This is a genomic window from Rheinheimera sp. F8 (assembly GCF_001518915.1).
Map to the genome: position 1 here is coordinate 2,024,322 of NZ_CP013656.1, position 17,026 is coordinate 2,041,347.

Consider the following 17,026-nt stretch of genomic DNA (forward strand, 5'->3'; position numbering starts at 1 on the left):
TATGCAGATAATTGGATTAAAATAAACCTAAGTCAACGATTTGGCTAGTTTTTCTTCGGCTGAACGCAGAAAGTTCCGGTGCAGTTCCGCGACCTTGGCCTGTAAGGCTTCGATGCTGCCTTCATTGCTGATCACGTAGTTGGCGCGCGCCAGACGCTGCTGTCGGCTGCATTGCGCTGCCATGATCGATTGCACCAGCGGAATTGGGCTGCCATCGCGCTCGCTGGTGCGTGTGATTTGGGTCTGTTCAGACACATCAACCACCAATACAGTATCGACCAACTGGTCCAGTTTGTTTTCCAGCAATAACGGGGCGACCAGTAACACGTAAGGGGAGGTGGCCTCAGATAGCTGCCGGAGCATTTCCTGGCGGATCAGCGGGTGTAATAACTGGTTCAGCCAGGTTTTGGCGGCCTCGTCGCTAAACACAATCTGGCGTAGCCTGGCCCGATCCAGCTGGCCATCTGAGCTTCTGACTGCGTCGCCAAACTGCTGCACTATTGTATCCAGTGCCTCAGTGCCCGGCGCGACAACTTGCCGCGCGACAATATCAGCATCAACTTGCTGAACGCCGAGCCGGACAAATTCTTCAGCGACAGTGGACTTGCCACTGCCAATGCCGCCGGTCAGCCCGACCCAGAATTGACTCACAGCGGATATCTCATTGGTTTACACACCAATGCTACGCAGGTAAGCATCACTGATTTGGGTGCCCCACAACATCGCGATCCAGCCGGCAGCGGCAATATAAGGACCAAATGGAATGGCGGTGCTTTGCTGCTTTTTCTGCACCGCTAACATGATGCTGCCAATCACAGCACCGACCAGCGACGATAACAGAATGATCAGCGGCAGCTGTTGCCAGCCAAGCAAGGCACCAAAAATCGCCAGCAGTTTAAAGTCGCCATAACCCATACCTTCTTTGCCGGTCAGCAGTTTAAAGGCCCAGTACACCGACCACAGTGCTAAATAGCCACAAGCGGCGCCAATGATGGCTTGTTGCGGCGCCATGCCAATACCAAGCGCGGAGGCGGCCAGTACCAGCCACAGCAATGGCAAGGTGATTTGGTCCGGCAACAACATTTTGTCAATATCGATAAAAGTCAGTGCGATCAGACACCAGGTTATCACCAGCATCAGTGCGCCAAGGCCTGTCGCACCGGTTTGCCATACCACCACGGTGGATAACACTGCAGTGAGTAACTCAACCGCCGGATAACGGGCACTGATTGGCGCTTTACAGTAGCGGCATTTGCCGCCTAACGTTAACCAGCTGAGCAGGGGGATGTTATCGAGCGCTGACAACTGCGTATTACACTTTGGGCAGCGTGAACGCGGTGTCGCGAGGTTAAAAGTCGGCGTGGCCGGTTTGCCATCAGTCGGTTCACTGTCAGCCGGGTGAAAATACTCCTGGTACTCCTGCTGCCAGCTTTGTTCCATCATCTTCGGTAATCGGTAAATCACGACATTCAGAAAACTGCCGACACACAGGCTGAACAGGAACACAGTGCTCAACAGCCAAAGTGGATGTTGTTGCAAAAAGGTAAGAGTAAGTTGAAACTGTTCGGAAAATGGCATTATTTGATCACCGCACCCATTTGGAAAATTGGCAAATACATCGCAACGATCAGACCGCCGATTAACACGCCCAGCACGGCCATAATCAGCGGTTCCAGCAGGGCGGTTAAGCCGTCAACTGCATCGTCGACTTCCTGTTCATAAATATTCGCAACCCGTGCCAGCATATCATCGAGCGAGCCGGATTCTTCCCCAATCGATACCATCTGGATCACCATTTCCGGGAACCGGTTGGTGGTCTTCATTGAACTGAACATTTGGCCACCGGCCGACACATCGGCGCGGACTTCCATGATGGCGTTGCGGTAAATTTCATTACCTGCCGCACCGGCCGCGGATTCTAATGCTTCAATCAGCGGTACACCAGCGGCAAAGGTCGTTGATAAAGTGCGGGCATAACGCGCCACTGCAGCTTTGTTCAGAATATCGCCAACCACTGGCGCTTTGAGGATCATCGCATCGGCACCGGTACGAAACGACAGGCTGGTGTTATACATTTTGCCGATCACTTTAAACGCAATCACAATACTACCCAGCACGACCCACCAATAGGCCTGCATCAGTTCCGATAGTTTGACGACAAATAAGGTAAATGCCGGCAATTCAGCGCCAAAGCCGGCAAAGATTTCAGCAAATTGTGGTACAACAAAAATCAGCAGAATCGACGTGACGATCAGTGCAACAATGACCACAGCGATCGGGTAAAACATCGCTTTTTTGATTTTTGACTTCAGCGCTTCGGCTTTTTCTTTGTAGATGGCGATGCGATCAAAAATCCGGTCCAATGCACCCGATTGTTCGCCGGATTTAACCAGGTCGCAATACAACTCATCGAAATACTTAGGTTGTTCGCGCAGCACTTCCGACAGCGGCAGACCACTTTGGACTTTCAGCGATATTTTCTGCATCAGTACGCGCAGGTTTTTTTTCTCTGAACCTGTGGCGATCAGGTCAATCGACTGCACTAAAGGCACACCTGCTTGCAGCATAGTGGCGATTTGCCGGGTCACAATGGCGATATCAACCGGCACAATTTTAGGGTCACCGCCAAACAGCGGTTTGGCTTGTTTACGCACCAAAGACGGCGTGATGCCTTGCTGGCGCAACAAGGCTTTGGCTTCCATGATCGAACTGGCTTTGATTTCTCCCTGCGTTTTTTTGCCGCGCCGGTTGATGCCTTTCCAGTCGTAGTTATCCAACTCTTTTATTTTCGGAGCGGCCGCCATAATAATTCCTTGTGCTAAGCCTGTTGACGTCTACATGCCCGGTCAGGCGTTGGTCACCCGGTTAATTTCCGCCAGGCTGGTCAGGCCGGCGGCTGCTTTTAACAAGCCGGACTGACGTAAATTATTGATACCTTCGCGCTGTGCCTGTTTAGCGATTTCTAACGAGTTATCACCGGCCATGATTTTTTCCGCAATCACTGCAGAAATGGGCATCACCTCGTAAATACCAACACGGCCTTTATAACCGCCGGTGCAATACTCGCAGCCGGCTGGTTTAAACAACTTCATTGTAGGCAATTGCTCAGCAGTAAAGCCCTGGCGCATCAATTCAGCTTCCGGTAACAGCTCGGGCGTTTTACAGTGATTACATAATCGCCGTGCCAGCCGCTGTGCAATGATTAATGAGACTGAGCTGGCCACGTTATAAGCAGGCACCCCCATGTTTAACAAGCGGGTCAGCGTTTCAGGGGCGGAATTAGTATGCAGGGTGCTTAACACTAAGTGGCCGGTTTGTGCTGCTTTAATGGCAATCTCAGCGGTTTCGAGGTCGCGGATCTCACCGACCATAATCACATCCGGGTCCTGCCGCAAAAATGCTTTCAGTGCGATAGGGAAGGTCAGGCCGGCTTTAACGTTCATCTGCACCTGATTGATACCCGCTAGGTTAATTTCCACCGGATCTTCGGCGGTGGAGATGTTCGTCTCTTCGGTATTCAGAATATTCAAACCAGTATAGAGGGACACCGTTTTGCCGCTACCGGTGGGGCCTGTCACCAGGATCATGCCCTGAGGTTGTTCCAGTGCGGTCAGATACAATTGTTTTTGCGATTCTTCATAACCCAGAATGTCGATGCCAAGCATCGCGCTGTCAGAATCGAGGATCCGCATTACAATTTTTTCGCCCCACAGGGTGGGTAAGCTGCTGACGCGAAAGTCGATAGATTTTTTCTGTGACAGTTTGAGTTTGATCCGACCATCCTGCGGCACACGTTTTTCCGCGATATCGAGCCGCGACATGACCTTCAGCCGGGCGGACAGCCTGCCGGCCAGCGCAACCGGCGGTGCAGCTACTTCATGTAAAATGCCGTCAATGCGAAAGCGGATGCGGTAACTTTTTTCATAAGGCTCAAAGTGCAAATCCGACGCGCCTTTACGGACGGCGTCGTGCAGCATTTTGTTGATGAAGGTGATGATTGGCTGGTCTTCTGCGTCACTGCCTGGTTTTTCGTCGAGCTCGTCACTGTCGCTCACACCTAACGACGATAAGTCCCAATCAGAACCAGCAAAGCTATCGGTATTTTTACTGTCAAAAACCCGCTCAATCAGCTTCAGCAGTTTGTCATATTCAACCACAATTAATTCAGCGTGCAGACCGGTGCTGAATTCAAAATCTTCCACTGGCTGCATATCGGTTGGATCAACCACGCCAAGGAACAATGTCCGGCCGCGTTTACCGAGCGGTAGTACCTGATGTTTCCGGATCAGTTTTTCGTTACGTTCCTGTTCCGGCACAAATTCCAGATCATAAAAATCCAGGTCGATCAGGCTGTGCATGGTAAAAGAAGCGACATTTTCTGCCAGAGATTTTGCAGTAATGAGTTTTTCGGAGATCAGAAGTTCAGCAACGTTTTGATATTGACTGGATTTTTCGACTATCAAACGTTGGGCCAACCCGGAATCCACTAAACCTGCCTGGCTCAGTCGACGCAGCAGAATGGATTGTGGGTTTAGTGCCATAAAAACGGTCCTGCAAAACAGCAAAAAATCAGTATATCTCTGATTATGCCAACAAAAGTAGCTGATTCAAGTTTAATTACGGCGATTGTCCGGATAGGGTCCATATTTTGTTGTGTTCAACAGAACACTACTTTTAACCGCAATAAAAAAAGCCGCATAAAGCGGCCTTTTTTCAGGAGAAACTATTAACAGTAGCCAGCAGCGACACAAGTACTGTTTTCGTCTTTTTTCCAGGTAACCTGGCCATTGGCGAAAGTACCGTTAAGAATATAAGTTTCGCCGGCTAAGCCGTTTGAAGAGCCTGCGGTTGCAGTAATAACGCCGCCAGCAACAGTGACACCGGCGACATTGCCGTAGGCATCAGTGATATCAGCGATGTTGTAACCCGGGCCGTTCGCACCGTCACTGCAATCGTCCACTGCGCCTTTGTCCAGTGCACAAACTTCAACCGCAGTTTTCAAACCTGCTGTTGCGTTCACTACTTCAGAAAATTTAGCTTTTGCCGTGTATGTCTGGTAGGCCGGCAGCGCAACTGCAGCCAGGATACCGATGATTGCAACAACGATCATTAATTCGATTAAGGTGAAACCTTGATTACGTTTCATAGTACATCTCCGTTTGTGTGTAATGAACCCGGGGGGCTGTTTTCTATTCTGGACAAATTTAAATGTTACGCAAGAAAAAAATTCGATTTTGTAATTATTTATTTTTTTTCATTATAACGTCATGAAAATAAATGTTATTTTTCCGATTTACCCAAGTTGGGAATTGGTGATTTTGGCAGATTGGTTTAAGTTTTGAATAAAATGCAATATTCGAGCCAATCAAAATTACTCATTGAAATATATAGAGAATAAGATTGTGTTAATAAAATGGGGTAATTATGTGTTGCGTTAATCACGGCGCAGGACACTTGACAGCCAGTGCTTTTTTGGTTCAAGCGGCTAATAAAAAGCCAGCATATGCTGGCTATTCAATCTGCGGTAGCGGCATCAAGCTTGCCTGAGGGCAAACAAATGCTGCTCAGCGCACGCGTAAGCGCATGGACAGGTCGATCGCCTGCACATTTTTAGTCAAAGCGCCGCTGGAAATGTAGTCAACATTGGTACTGGCCAGCGCTTTCAGTGACTCTGCGGTTACATTGCCGGAGACCTCCAGCTTTGCTTTACCCTGATTCAATACCACCGCCTGCATGATGTCGGCGATATGGAAATTATCCAGCATGATGATATCCGCACCGGCCGCCAAAGCTTGCTCCAGCTCCGTTAAGTCTTCGACTTCGACCTCGACCGTTTTACCAGGGAAATTTTGTCGCGCACTTTGTACTGCATTCGCAATGGAACCGGCGGCCGCTATATGGTTTTCCTTGATCAGGAAGGCATCGTACAGACCAATGCGGTGATTTTTGCCGCCGCCACAGCTAACGGCGTATTTTTGCGCCAGCCGCATACCGGGCACCGTTTTACGGGTATCCAGCAGCCGGGTTTTGCTGCCATTTAATAACGCGACATAACGCGCAGTGGTCGTCGCAGTGCCGCTTAAGGTCTGCAGAAAATTCAGTGCAGTACGCTCGCCGGTCAGCAAAATGCGGGCAGGACCACTAATTTCACACAGCACCGTATTTGCCGTCACTTTGTCACCATCCTGCACAAACCATTGGATCACCGCCTGGTCTGACAGTTGTGCGAACACCTCGTCAACCCAGGCTGTGCCACAGACCACACAGTCTTCCCGCGTGATAACTGTGGCGGTGGCTTGTTGCTCAGGTGGGATCATAGAGGCGGTAATGTCGCCTTGCTGGATCGGTAAATAGCCTAAATCTTCTGCCAGCGCGTGGCTGACGCCCCGCCGGATCTCTTGCATCAGGCGTTCCTGATGGCTTAATTCGGTATCAGTGCTTTGCATAACATTCTTATCGTTGAGGGCAGCTTATCTTTGGATCAGCCGCAGCTGTTGCTGCTGTTTAGTAAATTCTAAATGGTTTAATGCGCTCATTCCTAGCAAAATCTCTGCGCCTGCCAGATTGGGCACAATACTGGCGTCGAGATCGCGGAGCACAATGTCACCGAGCTTAAGTTCAGCGATCCGGCTGCGATGCACTGTCACCACCCCATTGGCAGTGGCACTTTGATAAGGCGTCCCTTTGACCATGCCGGTGCGCGTTGCAACCTGTTCAGAGACCGCCACTGCAGTGGCGCCGGTATCCAGCAGAAAATCAACAGGCTGGCCATTCAGTAACAAAGTCCCGACATAATGACCCTGCCGGTTGGCATCCAGCACAACCACCCGTTCGCCTGTGGCACCAAGTTCTTGCTGCAATTGCTGGTTCGGGTTACGTTGTTGCTCCAGCGCGTCATCAAAAAACAGATATACCAACGCCAGGACCAGCAACCATGCAATCCAGGCAAAACTGCGACCAAAGCGTGCGGTACTGTCAGGCGGTTGTGGCGGTGGAGTCGGATCTGAAGCTTGCATTCAATTGCCATGGCGCAGAGAATAAAGCGACAGCATAACCATTGAGGAAAGGCTTTGCCAAGTATGGCTCCACGGGATCCCGCATTTAATGCGGCATTGCAGCAACCGCAACCAGTGGAACTGGTCAGTCGGCCCTGCAGCCATTTTGACGACAGACCCGATCCGGCTGACATTAGTCTGCTGGTGATCCACAACATCAGTTTACCGCCTGCCACTTTTTCTACCCCTTATATTGATGACTTCTTTGGTGGCCGCCTGGATTGTACCGCACATCCATACTTTGCCCGGCTGCAAGGCGTGCGTGTCTCGGCGCATTGTGTAATTTATCGGGATGGCCGCATCTGGCAGTATGTACCTTTCAGCAAACGCGCCTGGCATGCCGGTCTCAGCCTGTTTGCTGGCCGCGACAAATGTAATGACTTTTCGATTGGTATTGAGCTGGAAGGCACCGACGACCTACCGTATACCGAGGAGCAATATTTGGCACTGGCCGGTCTCAGCCGACAGTTATTGCGCCAGTTCCCGGCAATCAATCCACAGCGGATTGTCGGCCACAGCGATATTGCGTCGGGCCGTAAAACCGATCCGGGCGCAGCTTTTGACTGGCCGTATTATTTTCAGTTACTCGGCGTTGCGCCGGCGAACTCTATCCATTCAGATCCGAGCGCAGGAGAACCTTTATGACGTTGTTAAGCATGCTGATCGCATTAATTGTTGAGCGTCTCGCGGTGCGCGGACAGGCCTGGCAGTTAGTGACTTACTTACAGCCTTACCTGCGGTTTTGTAGTTCCGGCAATGTCGGCAGTATCCGCCAGCAGCCTTATTTTCTGTTGCTCGGGTGGTTGTTGCCGGCGGTAGTGATTGCGCTGCTTATATATAGTGTGCAGTTCTGGTTGTTTCAGCTCATGCTGAATACCGTGGTGCTGTTGCTCTGTATTGGTAGCTGGCATTACCGGCAGCAGTACAAGCAATTTTTGAATGCTTGTCAGCGTGACGATGAGCAAGCGGCCTTTCTGTGCATGCAACAAATGCGGCAGGCCCAGGGCGCGCCAGAGCTGACTTATGGACCGCAGTTGATCTGGCTGAATTTTCGTTATTATGCCGCCGTGTTGTTTTGGTACGCACTGCTGGGCGCATTTGGCGCCGTGGCTTATGCCTGTCTGCGCCAGCTCGCTGAGCCGATGACTTACGATCGCAACACTGTTTTGCCTGCTGCAGACACTGTAGCGGTATCCGATGACGCTGCGCCTGAGACCGAAACGCCGGCTACTGCCACTGACTCTGCACCGGCCTCAGCCGGCTGGCGTCTGTTTGCCGATGATCTGCTGCACTGGGCTGACTGGTTGCCGGTCCGATTGTTTGGTTTAGGCCTGGCGTTGGTCGGTGACTTCAGCCGCACCAGCGCGGTGTTGCTACAACATGCCGGTGCTATGCAGATGAGTGCACCACAATTGCTGACTGAACTGAGTCAGGCGGCTGAGCCAGTGCCGGAGGAATTGCTGAATTCGCAGGAAGCAGCGGTCAGTGCTGTTGCTCTGGCAAAACGCAATGTGCTGTTTTTCCTTGCCCTGGTGGCTGTTCTGACGCTCAGCGGTTGGCTGAGTTAACGCAACCTATTGTAAAAAAACGCCACACTGTGGCGTCAGACTGCTGACAAAGGCCTGGACGTAGATCCAGGCCTTTGATCTAATAGAGGGAGTCCAAACAGGAGCTGCCCTCATGCTCAGAGATATCTCCCCGCAACAACATCAGCTTGAAATGGTGACACTGGAACAGCTGGTGCCACAAAACCATCTGGTTCGTAAAATCGATACCACCATAGATTTTGAATTTATCCGTGCTGAAGTCGCTGATTTGTATTGTAAAGACAATGGCCGCCCAGCGATTGACCCGGTGATGTTGTTTAAAATCATGCTACTTGGTTATTTGTTTGGCGTGCCCAGTGAGCGCCGGCTGATGCAGGAGATTGAGGTCAATGTGGCCTATCGCTGGTTTTTGCGTTTGTCGCTGACCGATAAAGTACCGGACGCTTCAACACTCAGTCAGAACCGTATTCGCCGTTTCAACGGGACTGATGTGTTCCAACGGGTCTTCGACCGGATTGTTGAGCAGGCCATTGCCAAAAGGTTGATTGGCGGCCGCGTGCTTTACACCGACAGCACGCACTTAAAAGCCAGTGCCAATAAGAATANTGCCCGCAAGGCGAACTGCTGCAGTACAGCACCACCAATCGTGCCGGGTATCGTGAGTACAAATCCGACCGCAACAAATGCAAAGATTGTCCTATCCGCAGCCGCTGCACGAAAAGTGAGAATCACACCAAAGTATTGACCCGACACGTATTTGAAACGGCCAAAGAGGCAGCCAATGAAACCCGGTTAAGCKCATGGGGCAAGAAGATTTACAAAAGGCGCAAAGAAACAGTAGAGCGTAGCTTCGCGGACGCCAAACAACACCACGGCCACCGCTATGCCCGCTTCAGAGGGCTGGAAAAAGTCCAGATGCAATGTCTGCTGGCGGGTGCTGCGCAAAACATCAAGAAAATGGCGTTACTGCTGGCCGCCTGAGCCAGTCTCAAGCCTAAATCCCTATCAACCAAGCCAAATGCCGGCTCATTCAACACCAGCCCAATCAAATTCAACAACCCACAACTCATTATTAAGCCATGACCACTGACGGAGAATGCACCACTCCTGAAAAGCACAAACCCCAGAAAACTGGGGTTTGTCATTAATCTGACGCCACACTGTGGCGTTTTTTTATTGCATCCATCGCTCCGCGATCTGCGGGAAGTGCGGACGTTAGCACTGTTTACCTTTAATGGTCTGACCAATTAAGTTTTCTGACCTGCCGATCGATTTTCTAGAGTTTAAGCTCTAAGTTTTATGGGCGAAATTCAACCAGCTTGGCGTTGACTGATTTACAGCCTGAGCCTTTTCTGCTAACTTGATGCGCAATAAAGTAAAATGGTCTTACCAATTTACACGGCGTGACAGTCAAAGCGCCGACAATAACAACAGCCCTGGACAGGAATGACAAACAGCGCGGCTTTGCTACGCTGTTGAAGCCATGAAAAACGCACTCAAAATTAAACCGGCGAAATTGTCGGATCAAATCGTCGGACAGCTGGAGCAAATGTTGCTCGAAGGCAGCTTTGCGCCTGGCCAGAAATTACCGACCGAACGTGAACTGGCCGAACAATTTGAAGTGTCGCGGCCATCAGTGCGGGAGGCTTTGCAAAAGCTCGAAGCTAAAGGCCTGGTTAGCCGCAAACAAGGCGGCGGCACTTTTGTTTGCGACACTTTGGTCGGTGGCCTCACTGATCCGTTATTTGAACTGATTGGCCGTCATCCCGAATCACAATTTGATTTACTGGAGTTTCGTCACGCCTTAGAAGGCATCTGTGCTTATTACGCGGCGCTGCGTGGCACTGCCAACGACTACGGGCAGATTAAACAACGCTACGACGACATCTGTCTGGCCCAGCAGCAGCAAGATATTAATGCTGAAGCTGCAGCGGTTGGACGGTTTTATTCAGCAGTGGCAGAAGCATCCCATAATGTGGTGCTTTTGCATCTGGTGCGCGGCTTAACGCCGCTGGTGGAGCAGAATATCCGGTTGAACCTGGAAATTCTGCAGCAGAAGGACGGCATTGTGGGCCAGCTGAATTCACATCGGCAACGGTTAATGGAAGCGGTGATCAATGGTGAGCCGGAACAAGCCCGGCAAGCCAGCAACAGCCATCTGGCCTTTATTGAAGAGGCTTTGCTGGAAGCCGACCGGGAACGCTCACGACTTGAACGCTCGCTGCGTCGTTCGCAACAGAACTAAGCGCTAGCAGAACAATAACATTGAGGTCCTGCGCGGCAGGACGGTTTGAAAGGAAAATTGATATGTCTGAAGTCAATAAGGTTGACGTCGACGTGCTCGAAACCCAGGAGTGGTTGGAAGCGCTGGAATCCGTAGTACGCACCGAAGGTGTGGAGCGGGCGCAATTCCTGCTCGAGCAGGTGCTGGAACAGGCGCGGCTGGAAGGTGTGGACATGCCAACCGGCATCACCACCAACTATATCAACACTATTCCGCCGCAGCAGGAACCGGCTTATCCGGGCGATGTGAATCTGGAGAAAAAGATCCGCTCGGTGATCCGCTGGAACGCCATCATGATCGTGCTGCGCGCCTCGAAAAAAGAGCTGGAACTGGGTGGCCACATGGCGTCTTATCAGTCCGCTGCCGCGTTTTACGAAACCTGTTTTAACCACTTCTTCCGTGCGCCGAACGAAAAAGACGGCGGCGATCTGGTGTATTACCAAGGCCACATTTCACCGGGGATTTATGCCCGTGCTTTTGTTGAAGGCCGCTTAACGGCAGATCAGCTGGACAACTTCCGTCAGGAAGTCGGTGGTGAAGGTTTATCGTCTTACCCACACCCGAAACTGATGCCGGAGTTCTGGCAGTTCCCGACCGTATCGATGGGCTTAGGCCCAATCACGTCGATTTATCAGGCGCGTTTCCTGAAGTACTTGCACGGCCGTGGCATGAAAGACACCAGTGCACAACGCGTGTACGCCTTCCTCGGTGACGGTGAGATGGACGAGCCGGAAAGCCGGGGATCGCTGTCGTTCGCCGCGCGGGAAAAACTGGATAACCTGTGTTTCCTCGTCAACTGTAACCTGCAGCGTTTAGACGGCCCGGTGATGGGCAACGGCAAAATCATCCAGGAACTGGAAGGTTTATTCCGTGGCGCCGGCTGGAACGTGATCAAAGTGGTATGGGGCAGTGGCTGGGACAAGCTGCTGGCCAAAGACACCACCGGCAAGCTGCTGCAGCTGATGAATGAAACCATCGATGGTGATTATCAGACTTATAAAGCCAAAGACGGCGCATACGTGCGTCAGCATTTCTTCGGCCGTTACCCGGAAACCGCGGCATTAGTAGCCGATATGACTGACGAAGAAATCTTCGCATTAAAACGCGGGGGCCATGAGCCGTCTAAACTTTATGCTGCCTTTAAAGCGGCGCAAGAGACAAAAGGTCGTCCGACCGTGATTCTGGCCAAAACCATCAAAGGTTATGGCATGGGTGAAGCCGCTGAAGGCAAAAACATCGCCCACCAGGTGAAGAAAATGGATATGACGCATGTGCTGCAGATCCGTAAACGTCTGAATCTGGAAGAATATCTGTCTGAAGAGGATGTATACAGCCTGCCGTACCTGACGCTGCCGGAAGGTTCGCCTGAGCATCAGTATTTGCATGCCCGCCGCGATGCATTAAACGGTTACACGCCGGTGCGTTTACCGAACTTCACCAAGCCACTGACGCTGCCAGAATTGCCAGTGTTTGAAGGCCTGCTGGAAGAGCAAAAACGTGAGATTTCGACGACGATGGCCTTTGTCCGTGGTCTGAACATTCTGTTAAAAGATCCGAATATCGGCCAGCAAATTGTGCCGATTATTGCCGACGAAGCCCGTACCTTTGGTATGGAAGGGTTATTCCGCCAAATCGGTATTTATAACCCGCACGGCCAGACCTATACGCCGGAAGACCGCGCTATTGTGTCGTATTACAAAGAAGAAACATCTGGCCAGGTGTTACAGGAAGGTATCAACGAACTGGGCGCGATGGCATCCTGGGTAGCTGCGGCAACGTCATACAGCACCAACGATCTGCCGATGATCCCGTTCTACATTTATTACTCGATGTTTGGCTTCCAGCGTGTCGGTGATATGGCCTGGTTGGCGGGCGATCAACAAGCCCGTGGTTTCCTGTTAGGCGCTACTGCTGGCCGCACCACGTTAAACGGTGAAGGCTTACAGCACGAAGATGGTCACAGCCATATCCTGGCCGGCACAGTGCCAAACTGTATCTCTTATGATCCGACTTACGCTTACGAGCTGGCTGTGATCATGCAGGACGGTATCCGCCGCATGTATGGCCCGGCGCAAGAAAACGTCTACTACTACATCACGGTGATGAATGAAAACTATCATCACCCGGCAATGCCACAAGGTGCTGAAGAAGGTATTCGTCGTGGTATTTACAAGCTGGAAACGCTGACCGGCAACAAAGGCAAAGTGCAGTTACTGGGTTCAGGCACCATCCTGAATGAAGTGCGCCGTGCTGCTGAGATCCTGTCAGAAGAATACGGCATCGCTTCAGACGTGTATTCAGTGACCTCGTTTAATGAACTGGCCCGTGATGGTCAGGACTGTGAACGTCACAATATGCTGCACCCAAGCGAAGCAGAAAAAGTGCCGTACATTGCTCAGGTCATGGGCAAAGAGCCTGCGATTGCTGCAACCGACTACATCAAAAACTATGTCGACCAGGTCCGTGCTTTTGTGCCGGCAGTGTCGTACAAAGTGCTGGGTACCGACGGTTTTGGCCGCTCAGACAGCCGCGAAAACCTGCGCCGTCACTTTGAAGTGAATGCCGGTTACGTGGTGCTGGCTGCGCTGCGTGAGCTGGCAAAACAAGGCACTATCGACAAACAACTGGTGGCGGATGCGATCGTGCGCTTTGGCATCGACACCAACAAGCCGAACCCACTGTTCGCATAAGAGGAATGGCAATGACAATCGAAATTTTTGTGCCGGATATCGGCGCGGATGAAGTGGAAGTCACCGAAATTCTGGTGAAAGTCGGCGATAGCGTCAGTGTCGACCAGTCGCTGCTGTCAGTTGAAGGCGATAAAGCCTCGATGGAAGTGCCGGCCGCGCAGGCCGGTGTGGTGCAGGAAATTCGGGTAAAAGCCGGTGATAAAGTTAAGACCGGTTCGCTGATTATGGTATTTGCCGGTGCCAATTCGGTACCAGTTGCCGCTCCAGCTCCTGTTGCTGCGCCAGTAGCTGCAGCACCTGTTGCGGCAGCGCCGGTTGTCGCAGCGGTTACCGAAAGCAAAGAAGTCAAAGTACCGGATATCGGTGGTGATGCGGTTGAAGTCACTGAAGTACTGGTCAAAGTCGGCGACGTGGTTAAAGCAGAACAATCCCTGTTATCAGTCGAAGGCGACAAAGCGGCGATGGAAGTGCCGGCACCTTTCGCTGGTACTGTGACCGAAGTCAAAGTCAAAGTTGGCGACAAGGTACAAACCGGTTCGTTAGTCTTTGTATTTTCGACCGGCGCGGCAGCGCCAGCATCAGTTGCAGCAGCAGCGCCAGCAGCTCCTGTTGCAGCCCCAGTTGCCGCGACCCCAGCTCCAGCAGCATCTGCGCCGGCAAGCCCTGCGCCAGCCGCAGCTGTGGCTGACAGTGTAGTAACAGAAAGCGCCGCGTTTGCCCATGCATCACCAGTGGTACGTCGCTTAGCCCGGGAATTTGGTGTTGATTTGTCTAAAGTGACAGGTACAGCACGCAAAGGCCGGGTGCAGCGCGAAGACGTACAAAATTATGTGAAAAACATTATTGCTCAGGTCGCATCAGGCAAAGGCAGTGTGACCAGCAGTGGCAACAGTGTTGGTTTTGACCTGATCCCTTGGCCAAAAGTGGATTTCAGCAAGTTCGGTGCAGTGGAAGAAAAACCACTGTCGCGTATTCAGAAGTTGTCTGGTGCTAACTTACACCGTAACTGGGTGCGCATTCCGCATGTGACCCAGTTTGACGAAGCTGACATCACTGATCTGGAAGAATTCCGTAAAGATCAGAACAGTCTGGCAGAGAAGAAAAAACTCGGCGTCAAATACACCCCGCTGGTGTTTATCATGAAAGCCGCAGCGAAGGCGCTGGAAGAATTCCCGACCTTTAACAGCTCTTTGTCAGAAGATGGCGCAAGTTTGATTCTGAAGAAATACGTGCACTTAGGCATTGCGGTCGATACGCCAAATGGCTTAGTGGTGCCGGTGGTTCGTGACGTCAATAAAAAAGGCATTATTGAATTGTCACGCGAGCTGCAGGAAATTTCGGTTAAAGCACGCGAAGGCAAACTGACGGCGGCGGATATGCAGGGTGGTTGTTTCACCATCTCCAGCCTCGGCGGTATCGGCGGCACGGCGTTTACGCCTATCGTCAATGCACCGGAAGTGGCGATCCTCGGCGTGTCGAAATCGGATATCAAGCCGAAATGGGATGGTAAAGCCTTCCAGCCACGCCTGATGGTGCCGTTGTCGGTGTCTTACGATCACCGCGTGATCGATGGTGCTTTAGCGGCGCGTTTCACCGCAACGCTGGCATCTTATCTGGCTGATATTCGTCAGATTATTATGTAAAGCAGTAAGCGGCAGCTAAGGCTGCCGCTGTTGTTGCGGTCGCAACAGCCCCCCGTCTGATGTTGTTGTTGCTGATGTTGATGTGGCTGAAAAGTTACGGGACATCTTTCAGGCAGGGTGCTAAAATCCGCCAACTTTTACGCTGTGCCACCGGCGCTGCCGTGGCAACCTACGAGCCCGAAGCAAGTAAAATTGCAAGCTAAAATAGCAAGGTAAAACAATGAGCAACGAAATCAAAACTCAGGTAGTAGTGCTGGGCGCTGGCCCTGGTGGTTATTCAGCTGCATTCCGTGCAGCCGATTTAGGTCTGGAAGTGACCTTAGTTGAAGCCCGCAGCACCCTTGGCGGTGTCTGCTTAAATGTTGGCTGTATCCCGTCTAAAGCCTTATTACACGTTGCCAAAGTCATTGATGACGCCCGCGATATGGCATCTCACGGTGTGACCTTCGGCGCACCACAAATCGATTTAGATAAAATCCGTGCCTGGAAAGACAAAGTCGTAGGTCAGCTGACCAACGGTCTGAACGGCATGGCTAAAATGCGTAAAGTCAAAGTGGTGAATGGCTACGGTAAATTCACTGGCCCGAACACACTGGTTGTTGGTGATACCACCATCACTTTTGACAGCGCCATCATTGCTGCCGGTTCTGAGCCAGTTGCACTGCCATTCATTCCAAAAGATGACCCACGTGTCATCGATTCTACTGGCGCACTGGAATTAAAAGACATTCCGGGCGAAATGCTGGTATTAGGCGGCGGTATCATCGGTCTGGAAATGGGTACTGTGTACCGCGCTTTAGGCTCTAAAGTGTCTGTGGTTGAATTTGCCGACCAGCTGGTTCCGGCGGCAGATGCGGACCTGGTGAAAGCCTACACCAAGTACAACAAAGACAATTATACGCTGATGCTGTCAACCAAAGTGACGGCAGTTGAAGCCAAAGCCGATGGTCTGTATGTGACCTTCGAAGGCAAAAACGCACCGGCTTCACCGGTTCGTTACGACAAAATTCTGGTCGCAGTCGGTCGTCGTCCAAACGGCAGCCTGCTGGATGCAGCAAAAGCAGGCGTGAACGTCGATGAACGTGGTTTCATCAACGTCGACAAACAATTGCGCACCAACGTGCCACACATTTTCGCCATCGGCGACGTGATTGGTCAGCCAATGCTGGCGCACAAAGCCGTACACGAAGGCCACGTTGCCGCCGAAGTGATTTCTGGCATGAAACACTTCTTCGACCCGCGTTGCATTCCATCTGTGGCTTACACAGATCCGGAAATGGCCTGGGTCGGTATCACCGAGAAAGAAGCCAAAGAGAAAGGCGTTGCCATCGAAACCGCGACTTTCCCATGGGCAGCTTCTGGCCGTGCTATCGCTTCAGCCCGCACTGAAGGCTTCACCAAGCTGATTTTCGACAAAGAAACGCACCGTATTCTCGGTGGCGCTATTGTCGGTATCAATGCCGGTGAAATGCTCGGTGAGATTTGTTTAGCGGTCGAAATGGGCGCAGATGCTGAAGATATCGCACTGACTATCCACGCCCACCCAACGCTGAACGAATCAATCGGTCTGGCGGCTGAGATGTACGAAGGTTCAATCACCGACCTGCCAAATCCAAAAGCGAAAAAGAAATAACTTTGTTGTTTCGCTAAGACTAAGGCCGCCTCTGCGGCCTTAGTTGTTTTTGAGACTCTGACCGATTCCATATTCTGCTGTAACTGTTCCTGCTGTGCACCGACCAGCCGCATTTTCACTGCGATATGCCAATCTTTGCGGTACAATCGGCGCCAAACCAAGCAGAAGCATTCA

The 17,026-nt window shown here is 51.6% G+C and carries 13 protein-coding genes and 1 pseudogene; 7 read left to right on the plus strand and 7 right to left on the minus strand.

The window, feature by feature from the left end:
• Window positions 1-27: 27 nt before the first annotated feature.
• The 7 genes from coaE to ATY27_RS09210 all read right to left on the minus strand — a co-directional run bounded on the left by coaE (window position 28) and on the right by ATY27_RS09210 (window position 7,016).
• Complete coding sequence (coaE, locus tag ATY27_RS09180) at window positions 28-651, minus strand: dephospho-CoA kinase (protein WP_208933212.1); 624 nt, start codon at window positions 649-651, stop codon at window positions 28-30.
• Between the two features lie 18 nt (window positions 652-669).
• Window positions 670-1,578, minus strand: a complete 909-nt coding sequence (locus tag ATY27_RS09185; RefSeq protein ID WP_208933214.1) for an A24 family peptidase — start codon at window positions 1,576-1,578, stop codon at window positions 670-672.
• Window positions 1,578-2,804: a type II secretion system F family protein gene (locus ATY27_RS09190; RefSeq protein WP_208933216.1), complete on the minus strand. Its 1,227-nt coding sequence runs from the start codon at window positions 2,802-2,804 to the stop codon at window positions 1,578-1,580. Before ATY27_RS09190 ends, ATY27_RS09185 begins: the two co-directional genes overlap by 1 nt.
• A 42-nt stretch (window positions 2,805-2,846) precedes the next feature.
• Window positions 2,847-4,541, minus strand: a complete 1,695-nt coding sequence (pilB, locus tag ATY27_RS09195; protein ID WP_208933218.1) for a type IV-A pilus assembly ATPase PilB — start codon at window positions 4,539-4,541, stop codon at window positions 2,847-2,849.
• 185 nt (window positions 4,542-4,726) lie between these two features.
• Window positions 4,727-5,146 (minus strand): prepilin-type N-terminal cleavage/methylation domain-containing protein, encoded by a 420-nt coding sequence (locus ATY27_RS09200; RefSeq protein ID WP_208933220.1) that lies wholly within the window; start codon window positions 5,144-5,146, stop codon window positions 4,727-4,729.
• 418 nt (window positions 5,147-5,564) lie between these two features.
• A complete protein-coding gene (gene nadC, locus ATY27_RS09205) occupies window positions 5,565-6,446 on the minus strand; it encodes a carboxylating nicotinate-nucleotide diphosphorylase (protein WP_208933222.1) in 882 nt (293 codons plus the stop codon).
• 24 nt (window positions 6,447-6,470) lie between these two features.
• Window positions 6,471-7,016, minus strand: coding sequence for a retropepsin-like aspartic protease (locus ATY27_RS09210; RefSeq protein WP_208933223.1), 546 nt, complete (start codon window positions 7,014-7,016; stop codon window positions 6,471-6,473).
• Between the two features lie 63 nt (window positions 7,017-7,079).
• Here ATY27_RS09210 and ampD point away from each other — a divergent pair, with 63 nt between their 5' ends.
• The 7 genes and pseudogenes from ampD to lpdA all read left to right on the plus strand — a co-directional run bounded on the left by ampD (window position 7,080) and on the right by lpdA (window position 16,852).
• Window positions 7,080-7,700 carry a 1,6-anhydro-N-acetylmuramyl-L-alanine amidase AmpD gene (gene ampD, locus ATY27_RS09215; RefSeq protein WP_208933224.1) on the plus strand — a complete coding sequence of 207 codons (621 nt, stop codon included), beginning with the start codon at window positions 7,080-7,082 and terminating at the stop codon, window positions 7,698-7,700.
• Window positions 7,697-8,623 carry a regulatory signaling modulator protein AmpE gene (ampE, locus tag ATY27_RS09220; RefSeq protein WP_208933225.1) on the plus strand — a complete coding sequence of 309 codons (927 nt, stop codon included), beginning with the start codon at window positions 7,697-7,699 and terminating at the stop codon, window positions 8,621-8,623. The genes ampD and ampE overlap by 4 nt, the downstream gene beginning before the upstream one ends.
• A gap of 112 nt (window positions 8,624-8,735) precedes the next feature.
• Window positions 8,736-9,583: pseudogene (locus tag ATY27_RS09225) on the plus strand (IS1182 family transposase).
• 502 nt (window positions 9,584-10,085) lie between these two features.
• Entirely contained in the window at window positions 10,086-10,847 is a 762-nt protein-coding gene (gene pdhR, locus ATY27_RS09230) for a pyruvate dehydrogenase complex transcriptional repressor PdhR (RefSeq protein WP_208933226.1), read from the plus strand.
• Between the two features lie 62 nt (window positions 10,848-10,909).
• Window positions 10,910-13,576 carry a pyruvate dehydrogenase (acetyl-transferring), homodimeric type gene (aceE, locus tag ATY27_RS09235; protein WP_208933227.1) on the plus strand — a complete coding sequence of 889 codons (2,667 nt, stop codon included), beginning with the start codon at window positions 10,910-10,912 and terminating at the stop codon, window positions 13,574-13,576.
• An 11-nt stretch (window positions 13,577-13,587) separates the two neighbouring features.
• Window positions 13,588-15,219 carry a pyruvate dehydrogenase complex dihydrolipoyllysine-residue acetyltransferase gene (gene aceF, locus ATY27_RS09240; protein ID WP_208933228.1) on the plus strand — a complete coding sequence of 544 codons (1,632 nt, stop codon included), beginning with the start codon at window positions 13,588-13,590 and terminating at the stop codon, window positions 15,217-15,219.
• Window positions 15,220-15,439: 220 nt separating this feature from the next.
• Window positions 15,440-16,852: a dihydrolipoyl dehydrogenase gene (gene lpdA, locus ATY27_RS09245; RefSeq protein ID WP_208933229.1), complete on the plus strand. Its 1,413-nt coding sequence runs from the start codon at window positions 15,440-15,442 to the stop codon at window positions 16,850-16,852.
• Window positions 16,853-17,026 lie beyond the last annotated feature (174 nt).